The organism is Pedobacter sp. MR2016-19, assembly GCF_014947265.1.
Classification (GTDB): Bacteria; Bacteroidota; Bacteroidia; order Sphingobacteriales; family Sphingobacteriaceae; genus Pedobacter.
The window spans coordinates 28,948-44,767 of record NZ_JADCNK010000020.1 but is presented as its reverse complement, the minus strand read 5'-3'; the positions used below and the strand labels follow the sequence as shown (position 1 = coordinate 44,767).

Here is a 15,820-nt window from a genome sequence, read left to right as displayed (position 1 = left end):
ACTATAAACTACTCTGTTCAATTAAAAAAATGATGTTAGCACCAGTTAGATTCAGGCCATATCTTGTAAGTTCGTCATCTACTTTTTGAGGTACTTGACCTTGGCCATGTCCTCCAACTTTGTTTCTAATGGTAGGGATTCCTGTTGTCAATAAGTTTTGTAGTGATGAGAACTGGTTTTGCGTGAATGATGGTATCAAGTTATTGGCAAAGCAAACGTTGATTAACTTACTCGCTGTATCAGTTTGGTTGAATGACCATCCTTTCTCAGCGCATATGATCTTCATCGTACTTTCAAAAGCCTTTAAGCAGTCAGTTAAACATTCTTTATTTCTACCATGCCTGTAATGCTCGTGTGCTTTTAAGTACTCCTCGTTGGCTCCTATAAACTTATCGTCCCATAATAAGGTTAATACAGGTTTAGTGATTTCAGAATGGATGTAAGTTGAGTCCACTCTTATTATTTCACCAGACTCGAACTGATACCCAACTCCGTGTTCTTTAAGGCGAGCATTTAGCTCTTCAACGGCTTCATCAGGCGTTAGCTTGATATCAGTCGTTTGAGTGTAGTCAGCTAGGTCTTTACCTATAACCTTGGTAATGTATTTAAAGCAAAACTCAATGATGTCTAAGACATTATCTACCTCCTTCGAATAGAGTAATTGACTTTTAAGTTGTTCTTTACCATTACGGGAGTATCCAGTATTATTAACGCCCAATTCAAATACACCATACTCTCTACATATGATTTCGTGAATTATCGCAAAACCTTTCTCTGGCTTATTACTACTACCATACCCTCCCTTATCCGTTCCGAATGCATCGTCGATGATAAGTGAAGCCTGAACTCTCAATCCACTTGGTAAATTATCATAAGTGAACACTTCAGGTACTTCACCTCTCAGTTCTTTCTGTCTCTTAGAATAAAGTTTGAATACAGGCATAGTATCTTAAATAGTTTAATGTCGTCTTGGTGCGGATCTTGTATGAGGCTTAACATATGTACCATCTTTACGAGTGTAACCTTTTACATGTACAGTTCCACCTGATGATCCAGTGGATTTTGTTGTTGATCTTGGAGTCGCAGATGGAGTATATGTTGGGTATGTTTTAAACAACCTACCGTACCTATAATCTGAAGTTGGTACACCGCTATACGTATAACCGTAGTCGGTCGTAAAAGATAATTGAGCGAGTTGCTTCTTTGTCAGCTTCTTTAGCGGCTTCCAAGTTACAATATAAGGGCTGTAACCGTTTGCTAAACCGTAGCGGGTTGCTGTTCTCGATGATTTGCCACTACTAAGAAATGCTTTCCCTGCTTCAATGGATGCCACCTTTTCGAAGCCATCAGTAGTTGAGTAGATTGGCGTTTCAATATCAGAAACAGTAAGATAGTAATTAATGGTGCAGCCTGATAGTATTAGTATCGCAACTAATAAAGAAAAGATGTATTGTTTCATTGAGCGTTTAATTTAATAGAGAGATTTAGTAAAGCAAAGATAATAGAATGAATGATGAATGCAAATAGGTTTAATTAATAGCTATAAATGTGGTTGCACCCTTGCTATTGTTAATATTCCTTGCAACTTTTCAACATTATTACCGCAAATACAAGTACGCTAATTATTATTAGTAAATTTGACTTATAAACAGAAAAGGAGCATATCTCTATGCTCCTCTATTAAGTTTTGGAGAAATGTTATTCACGCAAGAGCAACAGTATCCGAGTAAAAGTTAAATCGCAAGTTTAACTGTAATCAAGAACCTCGAAGCTGACACTTCGGGGTTTATTTATTTAACTATAACACAAATTTATGTTATTATAAATCACATAACAACTTTGTAGGCACATAAATTAATCAACAGGTTTATTAACACAAATGTTGATCATTTAATAATTATCGTGGATGACTAATTACAAAAAACTAGCGATGGCAATAATATGTTCAGAGGACTTTGAACTTTTCAAAGTCCGGTTTTTTATGAAAATAATTGTTTGCTATAGGCCTTTTTCAAAGTATTCCAGCTAATAGTCAGCCCGATAAAGGGGAAGAGGAGATTCGTTTAGAACACTCCTTGCAACTTTAATCCAAAACGTCATTTCAGCTTTTACTTCATTTTAGATGAATTGTCGGATTATACAACGCCCAGTTTTGTATGGTTAAATCTAAACAATTTATACCTGCTTGAATATGCGTTTGTTAGTTAAAAGCCTGACGAAATTCCAGCGGCGATGAATTCGTTTTCTTTTTGAAAAGCGTACTAAAAGATTGCGGGTGCTCAAAGCCCAGGGTATAGGCAATCTCGCTGACCGAGAGGCTGGTCGTGGAAAGTTTTTCCTTCGCTTTCGCGATCAGTTTTTCATGGATATGCTGCTGTGTGTTTTGCCCGGTATGAACCCGGAGCAGGTCACTCAGGTAATTCGGCGACAGGTTCATTTGCCCGGCAATAAATTGTACCGTGAGCAAAACCTGTACGTCGTTGTTAAAATAGTCATCGATTAACTGCTCGAACCTGGTTAGCAGTGCTGAATTATTATTCTTACGGGTCAAAAACTGCCTTTCATAAAAACGGTTGGAGTATTTTAACAGACTCTCGATCTGCGTGAGAATAATCTCCTGGGTATATTTATCGATATGCTGGCACTCCTTATCAATTTTATGCAGGATAGTGATGAGGTCATCTTCTTCTTCGGCAGATAGATGCAGCGCTTCGTTAACCGCATAATCGAAAAAACCGTAGTGGTTAATCGTATGGGCCAGGGGATGCTGTAACAGGAAGTCAGGGTGAAAAATCAGGAGGTAACCAGACCCGCATTCCATATTTTGCAGGTCCAGTTGTTGTACCTGATTAGGTGCAGTAAAACTCAATACTCCTTTATCGTAATCGTAATGTTGCTGTCCGTACCTGATTTTGCCTTTGGCTTCACGTTTGAGCGCCACGCAATAGAAGCGGTTAACGAAACCTTTCCAGATCTCGTCTTCCAAAAAGACACTTTCCGCCAGATTGATCACGCTCACCAGCGGGTGGCGGGGTTCTGGTAAGGACAGCAAACGGTGAAATTCTGATAGTGAGTTAATGGAGTTCATAAAACAAATTTAATCAATTAAGCCCATACTGAACTCATCATAAGGAGCGCCGGTATCCGTACCCAAAGGCACGATGTTTTCCAGTTGCGCCAGATCAGCCTCTGTTAATACAATAGTTGTAGCCGCAATGTTTTGCTCCAGGTATTTCCGGCGTTTGGTTCCCGGGATCGGAAGGATGCCCTTGCTCATGATCCAGGCCAATGCGAGTTGTGACGGAGTAACCTGCTTAGCTTCAGCCATTGCCTCGATGGCTTTCACCAACTCAATATTTTTGTCGAACTGTGCACCTTGGAAACGCGGAATTGCCCTGCGGAAATCGTTTTCTGGTAGGTCATTTATACTTTTGATCTGTCCGGATAAGAATCCACGACCAAGTGGTGAGTAGGCTACAAAACCAATGCCCAGTTCCTGTAAGGTTGCCAGAACGCCACGTTCTTCCACTGTCCGCTCAAACAAAGAGTACTCGCTCTGTACGGCAGTGATCGGGTGCACGGCATGCGCCCGTTTAACCGTTTCGGATGAAACTTCAGACAAACCGATATAACCCACTTTTCCTTCTTTAACCAGCTCGGACATCGCCTCAACCGTTTCCTCGATCGGTGTGCTTTTATCCAGGCGGTGCAGGTAATACAGATCTATGTAATCTGTATTCAGATTTTTGAGCGAACGCTCCAAAGATTTCTTTACATATTCTTTCTTGCCATTGATTGCCCAGGTTACCTTATTGTTATCATTGATTTCCCAACCAAATTTGCTCGCTAAAACATACTGATTACGTTTGCCACTGATCGCTTTGGCGATTAACTGTTCATTTTTCAACGGTCCGTACAGATCAGCAGTATCCAATAGATTACCGCCTAATTCGAGCGAACGGTGAATCGTCGCAATCGCTTCCTGCTCATCAGCAGGCCCGTACATATGCGCATCTTCAAAACCTGTCATACCCATGCAGCCAAGGCCAATTGTGGGCACAACCAGACCCTGGCTGCCCAATGCTATTTTTTTAATTTCCATGATCCAAAGGTCGGCAAGCCAAATTATAAGCATGTATGCAAACCCCTGAAGCTTGTAAGCAAATCAAGGAACGATTTTTTAATGTCTATACGTTTCGATTTATGAGAGACTTAGCAATTAACTCTTATTTTTGCAGTTCATATCGGCTATATGGCTTCACTAAAAAATGGATAAAAAAATTTCTAAGCGTTCACAGATTGCGGTGGTCTCCACTTTTTCTGATCTTTTGGATACAGATTTTAAAGATGATGTAAATGCAGTTTACTGGCATAGAGACCTGTTGGGCGATTTTAAGGAAATTGTGTGCAAACTTGAATTGAAAGCGGACCTGACAGAAATATCCATGGAAGATCTCCAGGCACTTGAGCTTTCAGAAAAAGGAAGTATGGCCAGGGCGGTTATCCAGACCGATTTTCAGTTGTTGGCAGATTCCGGAGCATCACCCTCCCTTAATTTAATTAAAGGTTACGAGCGGGATAAGGAGTTTGATTTCATTTCAACAGATGTATATTCTTTTCATGTAGACCGATCGCCCATTGGCACAGATACATTTTTATGTACTTACTATGGTGCTGCCAGTGAAATTTTACCCAATCATCAGGCTGAGCAAAAAGTACAGGTGCCGGAAATCCGGCAGAAGCTCAGGGAATTGCATGATGGTCCGGAGGAAGAATTTGAAATCTTTTTGACGGAACATTATTTTGATCTGCATTATCAGGTTAAACCGGGTGGAGTACCTGTAAACCTGGGATTGGGCCATTTGTGGAGACTTGCCGTAGATCATCCTGAGAAACATTGTTTACCCTGCATCCATAGGGCACCAATAGAAAATGATGGGGAGTATAGATTGTTGCTCATTTGCTAAATTAGCCAGGCTAAGTTTTTAAGCAGATAGAATGTTATGGTTTTCTGTTTTTCTCAGGTGCTAATGACATCGGTAAATATGTGTTATGGCTTTTTCATCAATATAATTCAAATATATTTGCGATATGTTTAATAACGGCATCTTTTTGCCTATCATCATAATTGCTGGTATTGCTTATAGTACCCTGGCAAAAAAACTGACTGTTCCGGCTGCGTTGACAGGAGGTATGCTGGCCTGTCTTATTTATATTGCTGCTGGTTATACAGGCGTTGCGATGATGAGCCTGTTTTTTATCATGGGTTCTGCAGCCACTTCCTGGCAGAAGCATAAAAAGCAACCTTTTGCCACAAGTGCGGAAACTAAAAATGGCCGTAGTGCGTTGCAGGTTTTGGCCAATGCCGGGGCTGCTGGTATTGTGGCTATAGTGATTTTATTTTATCCCTCGCTTACTTATTTAATGCTTCCGGCAATGGCGGCTGCTTTTGCTTCAGCTACTGCAGATACGCTGTCATCAGAGCTGGGGATGGTTTATGGAAAACGGTTTTTTAATATTATTTCTTTCCGGCCCGACCGCTGCGGGATGGATGGTGTGATCAGTCTGGAAGGAACGGTGATCGGTATTGGCGGTAGCTGTATTATTGCTGCAATTTATGCGCTGGGAAACGGATGGAATATTAACTTTTACTTTATCGTTATTGCTGGTACGGTAGGAAACCTGACGGATTCTATTTTGGGTGCTGTATTGGAGCGCAAAGGCAGAATCGGCAATGATATGGTTAATTTTTTGAATACATTAACAGCCGTGCTGGTGGTGTTGATGTTGGAAATTGTTTTTATAATTGTTCTAAATATTTAGACAAAATGTGAGCTAATTGCAGATTATGCTATCAATTACTATTAATAATTTCAATGGTGAAAATCGTACTCACCTTTAATATCAGGCCGATTATACCTTACTGCCTTAATTTTTGAAATCATCTTTTTGTATTAACAAAAAATATTTTTTGCCAATTTATAATAAGTTTTTTCGCGATATTTATGTTATTGTTTATTCCATAAGATCATGAAAAAAATCATTTTTGTTTTACTGCTGGCAGCCTGTGGATTTTCAGGTTACGGGCAAACTTATCAGCGTATCACCAGTAAGAATAAAACCTATCTGGAAACATTGAAAGGAGTGAGTTACACCTATAAACAGGGTATTGTAACCCTGAAGAATAATGGCAACTATGCTTTAGGAACTGTGAGTGTTGTGGCCTCATCGAAAGTTGACAGTACCCTATTTGGGATTGCTTTGTTTGAGGATGGAATTGAAAAAGGGGAGACTGTTAAAGCTGATGTTTATTTTACCACCGGCATGGGTAAAAAGGAACATGAGGTGCCTTTAAAGCAGGTTGATCAGAAGAACCTGGTACTGTCTTTTGATAAGGCAACCCGGGCTGTAAAATAATCGTTTGCGGTATTGTTTTTTTTAATTGTTGATTTTAACTTACAGGTTAGTGCATTGGTGGCAGTTTAGCAAAATAAGCCTGATTGCCCTGGAAAATAGCCTGCATCTGTATTGATATTATTGAGAATCAATTTTCCATAACATGTTATGAATATTTAACACTGGCTTAATAATCGATATTTAGATTTGCGCTATAAATATTTGGTTAGTATTTATAAGTTTAGGTTAGTTGATAAGAAAAGCCCGGATGGATATCCGGGCTTTTTATATTTTAAGCATCATTTCGATACATTTTCATTGAACTAATCTATTTTATCAGGACTGGTCAATCCTTAATAATACTTAAGAACTGATTGATGTAGTTTATTTCACACCGGTTACCATATAAATACTCTGACCAACAGCACCTTCATAACCAAATACCAATTTATATTCGTAAAATTTTTCGATTTCGCTTTTAAAAGAATCAAAAGAAGGCGTTTCTTTTGATGCATATTTAGGATCCCATTGAAATTTACTTCCAATTTTTAAAGTAGCTTTATTACCGTTATTCTCATGGTTGATGATTAATTGGGTAGGGGTGATGATGTTTTCCATATGTCAAATTTAATAATCTTATCTATTTAAATTAACGCCTAGTCAGTAGAATTATTTCCAGACCAATGTAACAATTAGGAAACCGTATCGGGCGCATATCGCGTTAAGTCAATAGGAAAATAGAAAAATGATGGTCTTCAATTTGCCAGATCACCTTAGCATTTATATAAAATGATATAAAAATACTACGTCACCCACATATGCTGGCTTTGGCTGGTCTTTAATCACAAGAGTAGCCTGAATGGTAACTTTTGTTATTCCCCTCAAATTGCTGATAGAAATTAATTTAGCTTTTAACTGCACCTCGCTATCCACTAAAACGGCCTGGCCAAATTTAAAGCGTTCAATGCCATAATTAATTTCCATTTTAATATTACGTACATCTGCAATCTGCTTCCATAAATAAGGAATTAACGACAAGGTTAAATATCCATGCGCAATTGTTGCCTTAAAAGGTCCTTCATTTTTAGCTTTCTCCGGATCGGTGTGTATCCATTGATGATCCAGGGTTGCATCAGCAAATTTATTGATCTGTGCCTGGTCTATAGTATGCCATTGCGAAACACCCAGTTCTTTACCCAGATGCGATTCATACTCTTCAAAATTATTGATCACCAACATATATTCTGTTTATAGGATTAGTACTGTTTACAACTCCTTAGGGATAACAATCCTTAAGGTATTATGGTTTCATTCACTCTTTTGCATCCAATTATAATCATAATAACCGTGTTTATGACGATATACGGATAAAAATTTTAAATGGATTGTTCTGCTGATTTTACTCTGATCAGTGCAGCTTGTTTATAATCAGTAAGATATAGGTTATAAGGCGATTTTGAGAATTTATATATTGTTACTGAAATTTACTGTCCGCTTGCGTACAGTCTTGTTCGTTTCTGAACAGTAATTATATTTTATTCGCCTTCTCCTCGTTTTAAACCGCATATTTATATTTGGCATAAGAATGGAGTTGTTTGCCGAAATATAAGTCTATGTTCAGATTAAACTTGAAAATTGCTTTTAGAAATCTGATTAAAAACAGATCATATACCTTGATTAACATACTTGGTCTGTCTATCGGGATGACAAGTTGCATTTTGATCTTCATATTTATCAGGTTTCAACTGAGTTATGATACAAACTTTAAAAATGCAGATCGGATATATAGGTTTGTAACCGATTGGAAATACAATAATTTTGATGATTATTCTGCAGGTGTACCCATACCGTTTGCTCCGGCTGCTAAACAAGAGTTAGAAGGAATAGAGAAAATTGCAAGAATTTCGCGCAATAGCGGTGTGGTAATGGTTAAGAATAATGATGGCACTGAACGTTTTAAAGCCGTTCGTGAAGTATACTTTACTGAATCTGATCTGTTTGATATATTAGCGGTAAAATGGCTTTTTGGTCAGGCCGGACAATCGCTTTCCCGGCCAAATACTGTAGTGCTATCCGAAAAAACTGCCAGAACCCTTTTTGGTTCTGCCCAGCTTGCTATTGATAAAAGTTTTACTTTCTGGAATTCTATCCCCCTAACTGTTGTTGGTGTATTTGCTGATTTACCCGAAAGTACCAGTGTTCCAATGGATATTATGATCAGTTTTCCAACTTTTTCCGGAAGTAAAAACCAGGATTGGGATTCGGTAAATTCATATGATGAGTGTTTTGTGCTCCTGAAAAAAGGCGCTTCTATGCCATTATTAGAACAGTCGTTAGAAAGGTTAAATAATAAATATTTAAAACAGAAAAAATTACCAGGCAATCAAAAGAGTCGCTTACAGCCTTTAGCTGATGTGCATTTTAGTGAACGTTACAATAATTTTGCTGGTACCGCTATTACGAAAAAAGAAGTGTATAGTTTGGCCATTATCGGACTCTTTTTAATGGTCACAGCATGTATCAACTTTATTAATCTGGCCACCGCTCAGTCAGTAAACCGTTCGAAAGAGGTAGGCGTACGCAAAGTGATGGGAGCAATGCGTAAGCAGCTTGTGCTTCAATTTTTAGTGGAAACTGCTGCAATTGCTACTGTTTCTATGCTTTTGGCTTGTATATTTTCAGAGTTATTATTACCTCAGTTGGCCAGCCTTTTTAAAGGGCAGATCAATCTTTCTCTTTTTGCAAGCCCTATAATTCTTGTTTTTCTGTTTTTTATGGTGCTAACTGTAAGCTTTCTTGCAGGATTTTATCCGGCAATGATTATTTCAGGTTTTAGTCCTGCTTTAGCCATTAAGAATAAAGTGCGCATCAAGTCAGGGAATTTTAACCTTCGCATGGTGCTGATTGTGATGCAGTTCACCATTACTATTGTGCTGATAATTGCTACGGTTGTAGTAGTGAGGCAAATGCAATATGTAAGGGAAAAACCCCTTGGTTTTAAAAAGGATGCGATTGTACTAATCAATTTTCCCGGAGATAGTGCCAGCCTAACCAAACAGCAAATGTTCAGAGAAAAACTGTTGCACATACCTGGTGTGGAAATGCAGAGTTATTTTATACGGCCACCACTTTCGGGTATGATGAATACTACCAATTTTTATGTAGATGGCCGCGAGAATAAAGACTTTGAAGTGCGGCTTTCTATAAGCGATGAACACTATTTTGATCTGTTTGGACTTCAGTTTGTGGCAGGTAAGGTTTACGGGAAAAGTGATACGGCAAATGCTTATATCGCCAACGAGACCTTTGTCAAAAAAATAGGAATTTCGAATGCTCAGCTAGCGCTGGGAAAAGTAATTTCGCAAAATGGAAGAACAGGGCCAATTGTTGGGGTAGTAAAAGATTTTAATGATCAGTCGCTTCAGGAGAAAATTTCGCCTATGGTTTTCTATCAGGAGAAAAAGCACTATTATAATATGGCTGTCAAGCTTAATCGTAAACAGCTTATTGAAGCGATGAGAAACATCGAAACCATGTGGAAAAGCAGTTTTCCAAATGAGGTGTATTCAGCAAAATTTATTGATGACGATATTAACGGATATTATGAGTCGGAACGGATTACGGGCCTTTTATTTAAGATTTTTGCCGTTGTAATTATGTTTATTTCTTTTATCGGCCTTTTTGGATTAATATCTTTTGTTGCCACACAACGTACACGCGAAATGGCTATCAGAAAAGTTTTAGGTGCTACCACTGTCGAACTCATAAAAATGCTCAATGGATCTTTTGTTAAAATGGTTTTTATAGCAAACCTCGTGGCTTGGCCCTTAGCTTATATTTTAGCAAATAAATGGCTATCTGGGTTTGCTTATCGCACTGCTCTCGGTTTATGGCCATTCTTATTAGCGATGATTGGATCAATGCTGTTAACAATGGTTACAGTAAGTTTTAGATCGTACCGTGCAGCTAAAGCTAACGCTGTAGATGCACTTAAATACGAATAATCTTTAAATTATTTCAATTGTATAACCCAAAATACTCAAGTGTTTTAAGCACTACCATATCTACGTGTGTTACGCTGAGTGCATTGAATGTGTCACCCTGAGCGTTAATTATTGTATAAAAATCAATATAAATTAAATAAGAATTTAAAGGAATTAAATCAACCTCGGATTATCGTCAGCAATGACAACCTTTCTTAAGAGATCTGTCAATTGTAGCGGAATCTAAGGGTCCATCTCTGCGTAAATCTGCTAATCCGTTGGCGACATACGTTATAGTTTTCTGATAGATCAAAAAAAGGCCGGAAACTGTAAGCATTCCATACCACCTCTCAGCATTAAAAAAACTTTTCGCCTTACGCTAAACGCTTATCTACCTTTGTCTTAAATATCATCTAAATATTTTATTTGATATATATAAATTAAAATTTAGATTTGTCTAAAATTATATTTAGATAAATCATTTTTGTATTTATGAAATCTCCATTATTATATTGCTTCTGTTTTTTTATATCACTAAATGCCATTGCCCAAAAGGTTACAGTTAAGGGATTCGTGACTTCTCAGCATGTACCTGTAGAAAACATCACTATTAAAATTTTAGGTACGAACCAATTAACAAAATCGGGTAGTTCAGGTAGCTATCAATTCAGCGGAATCGCTTCTGGAAATTGCGATCTGGTTTTTTCAGGCATCGGTTATCAGTCAAAAAGAATTAGAATAACATTAAAAGGAGATACCACTTTGGTTAATGCCGACTTATTAAGTTTAGCATCAGATCTAAACGACGTGGTAATTACGGGGGTAAACCGCGCAACACAATTACGGAAAAGTCCTGTGCCTATTGCCGTACTTTCTAAAAAAACAATGGATCAAAATGTAAATACGAACCTGATAGAAGCTATTGTTAAAGGCGTGCCTGGAATTACAGCCGTTACCACTGGCCCAAATGTTTCTAAGCCTTTTATAAGGGGATTAGGTTATAATCGTGTGTTAACATTGTATGACGGTTTAAGGCAGGAGGGGCAGCAATGGGGCGATGAACATGGAATTGAGGTAGATGAATATGGCATTACACGTGCTGAAGTTGTAAAAGGTCCGGCTAGCCTAACCTATGGTTCCGATGCATTGGCTGGAGTAATTAATATGATTCCTTATACGCCGAATTTTGAAGATGGAAAGTTGAAAGGCGATTTTACTGCAAATTACCAAAGCAATAATGGGATGATCGGATCATCGCTCGGACTGGCCTACATTAAAAAAGATTGGAAATATACCTTTAGGGCGACCGGGAAAACAGCACATAACTACCAAAATAAAATTGATGGGCTGGTTTATGGAACAGCTTTTAGAGAATACAATTTATCGGCAAGCGCCAGGGTCGATAAAGCCTGGGGCTTTTCTAAAACAGCCATCACCTATTATGATAATTTGATGGAAATTCCTGATGGCAGCAGAGATTCTTTATCGAGACGATTTACCAGACAGGTTTTGGATGATGGAGATGATATTAAAAACAGGCCTGTTGTGCCTGAAAGTGAATTGAATACCTATTCCATTAATCCCTTGCATCAACACATTCAACATTACCGTTTTTATAACACCAGTCAGTTTAAATTTGGAACGAGTGATTTAAATGTATTGATTGGCGGACAGCAAAGCGTGAGGAGAGAGTATAACCACCCTACATTACCAGGTCAGGCCGGGCTTTATGTGGTGTTAAATACTTTTAATTACGATCTCAAATACAATCTGCCTGATTTTGCCGGAATCGAAAGTACCATCGGGGTAAATGGCATGTACCAGGGAAACAGGAGCAAGGCCGCTACCGATTTTCCCATTCCCGATTATGATCTTTTCGATATAGGAGCTTTTTATTTCGCAAAGAAATCGATGGGCAAGGTAGATGTTTCCGGCGGAATCAGAATCGATAGAAGGAATATCAATTGGGGCGATTTTTATGTAGGTACCAATGCACAAACCGGTTTCGGCGAGCAGGTAAGCGCAAACAACCCTACCGGGAAATTACAGTTTCCATCTTTTAATAAAAACTATTATGGCTTATCAGGAAGCCTGGGTCTAACGTATAATATTTCAGAAAAGTTTTTGATTAAAGCCAATATTGCGAGAGGGTATCGGGCTCCAAATATTACAGAAATCGGTTCGAACGGCTTAGATCCAGGCGCACATATCGTGTACCTGGGCAACAGGACCTTTAAACCAGAATTTAACCTTCAGGAAGATATTGGCATTATTGCTTACTTAAAAGATGCTGAAATAAGTGTTGAACTGTTTAATAACAATATTCAGAACTACATTTATCAATCGCGCTTAACTGATGCCAGCGGAAATCCGGTGGTTATAGTTCCCGGAAACCTAACTTATCAGTACCAACAATCAAAAGCCAGGTTATATGGTGCAGAAATTTCGATAAATCTACATCCTGCAAATTTAAAATGGCTAAGTTTCAATAATAGTCTCGCTTATGTAGTCGGGTTGAACCAGAATCAGGAACTCTTAGATAAACATGGTAGAGACGCGAAATATTTGCCTTTTATTCCGCCATTACAAGTGAGGACAGAGATCAAAGCAACAGCGCAAAAGCCTTTAGGTATTTTTGACAAACCTTATATTAAAATTGATGCTGCTTTTTTCGCTGATCAGGATAAATTTTATGCGCTTGATAATACGGAAAGCTTTACCTCAGGTTATACTTTAATCAACGGTGGAATAGGATCAACACTAAAAACTAAAAAAGGAAAAACCTTATTCGATATTTTTCTTCAGGCCGATAATATTTTTAATATCGCCTACCAATCAAATCTAAACAGATTGAAGTATTTCGAATATTATAACCGCTCGCCCAATGGCCGGTCAGGGATTTACAATATGGGCAGGAACCTGAGTTTTAAAGTTATAATACCAATTTAAGAATAGAGGACAAGATGGATGATGTAATATGTAAGAGGGGAGATGGATGATGTAAGAGGGAATGACTATAAGGTGAACTTGCCCATTATCCATCTTACATGGTTACATCTTCCATTTTCCTTGGGTTCATTAAACCTTTTTTCACTCAACCATTCCATCTTATGGACTTATGGACTTATGGACTTATGGACTTATGGACTATGAACTAGCGATTATGCTCCATTTTTCCTACTTTTACTTCATCCATCTTACATGATAACATTTTACATCTAATGGAACCATCTTTAAGCGAACAGCGTTTAACTTTTTTAAGGCAATCAATTGGCAAGGTAATTACCAATTCGCCTTCAAATTTTATGAACTGGCTGGCCCCGGTTTTAATTAAAGCAGATCATGGCATATTGATTTGCCAGTATACCATCCGTAAAGAAATGACCAATCCTTATCAAATTTTGCATGGCGGTGTAACAGCAGGTATTATTGATGATTTAATTGGAGCAACTGTTTTTACGATGGGATTAAATGAACGATACACCACCGTAAATAATTATATCGATTATTTTGCTACGGCCAGCGAAGGCGACGAAGTTGTTGCAGAAACCTCGATTGTAAAAAGAGGCCGCACGATATTAAATCTGCAGTGCGAAATATTTTTACCCTCAAAAAAGCGTTTAATAGCTAAAGGCTATTCCAACATGTTAAACATAGGTTAAGTCTTTTCTGTTAGCTTAAGAATTAATTGTTAATTCCTTTAAATTAACGAAACATTCTCGTTTATAATTTGTTGTACATTAACCAAAAATATAATGAGCCATGTTAGAAAATTATTCCACCCTGCAATTCAATGTGAGAGGCAAAATTTTTAAGGGATTTTGCATGCGTATTCAAGATGATTTTCACGAAACCTATGCCGTTGTTTTAGATGGCTATCATTCTTTCTGTATCTGGTTAGATAATAAAACAGAAAAATGGTGTGCTTCGAAAAATATAGCAATTGATCCTGATGCTATTGATGAGATCATCAATAGGATTTCCATTCCGGTTTCGTAGTTTATGCACATCTGATATAATGCTCATAAAAAAAAATCTCCATTTGGCTTTTCTCAAATGGAGATTTTTTATGCTTTTATTTTAATCCAGGCCAAAAGAGGTAAGCCATGCTTATCGCAGTAATTACGCCAACTAAATCGGCCAATAACATCGAACCAATTGCATAACGGGTATTTCTGATGCCAACAGCACCAAAATAAACAGCTACTACATAAAAAGTGGTATCTGATGCACCCTGAAACACCCCTGATAATCTGCTTGCAAAAGAATCTGGTCCGTTGGCAATCATGGTACTCACCATCATGCCCCTGGCTGCTCCGCCACTCAAAGGCCTGATCAAAGCTGTAGGTAGCGCATCAACGAAACGGGTATCTGCGCCTAAAAAGATGAAAGCATGTTTAATTCCGTTCATGATTACATCAAAAGTTCCGCTAGTCCTCAACATACATACGGCAACTAAAATCCCCACTAAATAGGGGATAATTTTGATGGCCGTTTCAAATCCGCCTTTTGCGCCTTCAACAAAAGAATCAAAAATGTCTATTTTCTTGTATAACGCACCAATAACGATGAGTAAAAAGATCAGTAAAATAAGTCCACCACTTAGCAGGCCAGAGAAAGAAGTAACACTTGTTGCATTTAAACGGCTCACATACCACACTATGGCTGCAATTACTGCTGAAATTCCTAAAACCCATGTTAAAATAGCAGGTTGTAAAAGATTGATTTTCTGCTTGAAAGAAACAATTAGCATTGCTGCCATGGTACCTACAAAGGTTACAATCATACAGGGAATAAAAATATCGGTAGGATCCTGCGCATTTTGGGTTGAGCGGATGGCAATTACACTTACAGGGATCAAACACAAACCTGCGGCGTGCAGACATAAAAACATAATCTGCGAATTACTGGCAACATCTTTATTCGGATTCAACTCCTGCAAACTTTCCATGGCTTTAATACCGAAAGGGGTGGCTGCATTATCTAAACCTAATAAGTTTGCTGAAAAGTTCATGATCATGTGGCCCATAGAAGGGTGACCTTTTGGCACTTCAGGAAAAAGCTTTGAAAAAAATGGGCTGATCATCCTTGATAATAAACGGATACCACCTGCTTTTTCTGCAATAGCCATAAAGCCCATAAACAAAGCCAAAGTGCCTACCAACTCAATACAAAGTTTTACAGCAATGGAACAGGTTTGAATAATTCCGTCCAATTTAAGCGGATTTGCCGGATCATCGGACTTTCCGATTACCATCCAGTTAAAAATATCGCTTTGCCCAAAGAAAAAGCATTTAATACAAGCTACAACAATAGCTACAATAATAAATGCCGACCAAATCCTGCTTAATGCCATTAGGGTTGTGTAGTTTTATTTGAAGTGGTTAAAATACCGCTTTTAAGCGAAAGTTCATAGTGGAGAAGTCCGGAGTCGGTAGTCT

The 15,820-nt window shown here is 38.1% G+C and carries 14 protein-coding genes; 7 read left to right on the top strand and 7 right to left on the bottom strand.

What is annotated here, in order from left to right:
- Position 1: 1 nt before the first annotated feature.
- The 4 genes from IM793_RS20190 to IM793_RS20175 all read right to left on the bottom strand — a co-directional run bounded on the left by IM793_RS20190 (position 2) and on the right by IM793_RS20175 (position 4,102).
- Positions 2–943, bottom strand: a complete 942-nt coding sequence (locus IM793_RS20190) for an STM4504/CBY_0614 family protein (protein WP_193424483.1) — start codon at positions 941–943, stop codon at positions 2–4.
- A 15-nt stretch (positions 944–958) separates the two neighbouring features.
- Positions 959–1,459, bottom strand: coding sequence for a hypothetical protein (locus IM793_RS20185; RefSeq protein WP_193424482.1), 501 nt, complete (start codon positions 1,457–1,459; stop codon positions 959–961).
- 741 nt (positions 1,460–2,200) lie between these two features.
- A complete protein-coding gene (locus IM793_RS20180; protein WP_193424481.1) occupies positions 2,201–3,088 on the bottom strand; it encodes an AraC family transcriptional regulator in 888 nt (295 codons plus the stop codon).
- 9 nt (positions 3,089–3,097) lie between these two features.
- Positions 3,098–4,102, bottom strand: coding sequence for an aldo/keto reductase (locus IM793_RS20175; protein WP_193424480.1), 1,005 nt, complete (start codon positions 4,100–4,102; stop codon positions 3,098–3,100).
- A gap of 166 nt (positions 4,103–4,268) precedes the next feature.
- On the opposite strand from IM793_RS20175, the gene IM793_RS20170 reads away from it, so the two are divergent.
- From IM793_RS20170 to IM793_RS20160, 3 genes are all read left to right on the top strand, one after another.
- Complete coding sequence (locus IM793_RS20170; protein WP_193424478.1) at positions 4,269–4,967, top strand: DUF1826 domain-containing protein; 699 nt, start codon at positions 4,269–4,271, stop codon at positions 4,965–4,967.
- Positions 4,968–5,091: 124 nt separating this feature from the next.
- A complete protein-coding gene (locus IM793_RS20165; RefSeq protein ID WP_193424476.1) occupies positions 5,092–5,823 on the top strand; it encodes a DUF92 domain-containing protein in 732 nt (243 codons plus the stop codon).
- A 207-nt stretch (positions 5,824–6,030) separates the two neighbouring features.
- On the top strand, positions 6,031–6,417 hold the full coding sequence (locus tag IM793_RS20160; protein WP_193424474.1) for a hypothetical protein: 387 nt from the start codon (positions 6,031–6,033) through the stop codon (positions 6,415–6,417).
- A gap of 363 nt (positions 6,418–6,780) precedes the next feature.
- Here the strand turns inward: IM793_RS20160 and IM793_RS20155 are convergent, their stop codons facing one another.
- A complete protein-coding gene (locus IM793_RS20155; RefSeq protein WP_193424472.1) occupies positions 6,781–7,014 on the bottom strand; it encodes a hypothetical protein in 234 nt (77 codons plus the stop codon).
- 162 nt (positions 7,015–7,176) lie between these two features.
- A complete protein-coding gene (locus IM793_RS20150; RefSeq protein WP_121283284.1) occupies positions 7,177–7,635 on the bottom strand; it encodes a MaoC family dehydratase in 459 nt (152 codons plus the stop codon).
- A gap of 434 nt (positions 7,636–8,069) precedes the next feature.
- Here IM793_RS20150 and IM793_RS20145 point away from each other — a divergent pair, with 434 nt between their 5' ends.
- The 4 genes from IM793_RS20145 to IM793_RS20130 all read left to right on the top strand — a co-directional run bounded on the left by IM793_RS20145 (position 8,070) and on the right by IM793_RS20130 (position 14,378).
- Complete coding sequence (locus IM793_RS20145) at positions 8,070–10,400, top strand: ABC transporter permease (protein ID WP_255512126.1); 2,331 nt, start codon at positions 8,070–8,072, stop codon at positions 10,398–10,400.
- Between the two features lie 471 nt (positions 10,401–10,871).
- Positions 10,872–13,328: a TonB-dependent receptor domain-containing protein gene (locus tag IM793_RS20140; RefSeq protein ID WP_193424468.1), complete on the top strand. Its 2,457-nt coding sequence runs from the start codon at positions 10,872–10,874 to the stop codon at positions 13,326–13,328.
- Between the two features lie 272 nt (positions 13,329–13,600).
- Positions 13,601–14,041: a PaaI family thioesterase gene (locus IM793_RS20135; RefSeq protein ID WP_193424466.1), complete on the top strand. Its 441-nt coding sequence runs from the start codon at positions 13,601–13,603 to the stop codon at positions 14,039–14,041.
- Positions 14,042–14,204: 163 nt separating this feature from the next.
- On the top strand, positions 14,205–14,378 hold the full coding sequence (locus IM793_RS20130) for a hypothetical protein (protein WP_193424464.1): 174 nt from the start codon (positions 14,205–14,207) through the stop codon (positions 14,376–14,378).
- Positions 14,379–14,454: 76 nt separating this feature from the next.
- Here IM793_RS20130 and IM793_RS20125 read toward each other — a convergent pair whose 3' ends face one another.
- Positions 14,455–15,735, bottom strand: a complete 1,281-nt coding sequence (locus IM793_RS20125; RefSeq protein ID WP_193424462.1) for a nucleoside recognition domain-containing protein — start codon at positions 15,733–15,735, stop codon at positions 14,455–14,457.
- Positions 15,736–15,820: the final 85 nt, after the last annotated feature.